Annotated in this window: 1 protein-coding gene and 1 pseudogene; both read right to left on the bottom strand. The window is 70.4% G+C overall.

The window, feature by feature from the left end:
- Positions 1-426 (bottom strand): annotated as a pseudogene (locus tag E6R18_RS33870) (IS200/IS605 family accessory protein TnpB-related protein); the annotation flags it as partial.
- On the bottom strand, positions 419-746 hold a 328-nt coding region (locus E6R18_RS33865; RefSeq protein WP_168712516.1), incomplete at its 5' end, for a recombinase family protein. The pseudogene E6R18_RS33870 and the gene E6R18_RS33865, both read right to left, overlap by 8 nt.

Genomic DNA, 746 nt, shown 5'->3' with positions numbered 1-746 from the left:
GTGAAACCACTCACCCCTGGACCGGTAACCGCCCGGCGCACGCTTCGTGCCCTTCACCCCGACCGGGAGCGACAACCGGTGCCGCAAGGTCCTGATCCCGGCCTCCAAGGAGCGGATGTGCGCGGCCTGGCCCCGCCTCGCCAGTGCCCACTGATCATGCGACGCCTTCGTGACCGCCCCCGCCCATCTGGACGACGACGCGCCCGTCAGGTCCCGCTTACGGGCCGCCCACGAGGCGCTGGAGTGCTCCAGGCCCTCAGCGCAACGCGCTTTGAGGTCCATCGAGGCGAGCGAGCCCAGGTGCGCACTCACCAGGCGCAGCACGTTCCTGTCCTCGTGCGCGAGGTCCTTGAGCCGGGCACGTACCGCCACACCGGACGGGCCGAGAGCGACGAACGGAGCGGTGAGCGAGCGCAGGTCAGCCATGTTCGGCGGCCTCCATTGCCCTGCGGGCACGGTTCCGTGCCGACCCGCGCCCGTACAGGCGGGCGCAGAACGAGGTCAGCACCTCCACCATGTCGCGCACCAGGTCGTCCTCGACTTCGCCGTCGTCCAGCACCAGGAGGCGACGGCCCGTCGCGCACAAAGCGGCCTCGACAAGTTCTACGTTCATCCGGCCGAACCGGTCCTTGTGCTCCACCACCACGCAGGTCACGTGCTGATCGGCCAGCAGGCGCCGGGCCTTGGGGCGGCAGCCGTTCGTCCCGGAGGCGATCTCTGCCTCGACCCGAACGACCCGGTGACCG

The organism is Streptomyces sp. A1277 (assembly GCF_004795015.1).
In the GTDB taxonomy this organism is placed as follows: Bacteria; Actinomycetota; Actinomycetes; order Streptomycetales; family Streptomycetaceae; genus Streptomyces.
Note: the sequence above shows the minus strand (reverse complement) of the source record. Positions and strands in the feature narration are given on the sequence as shown.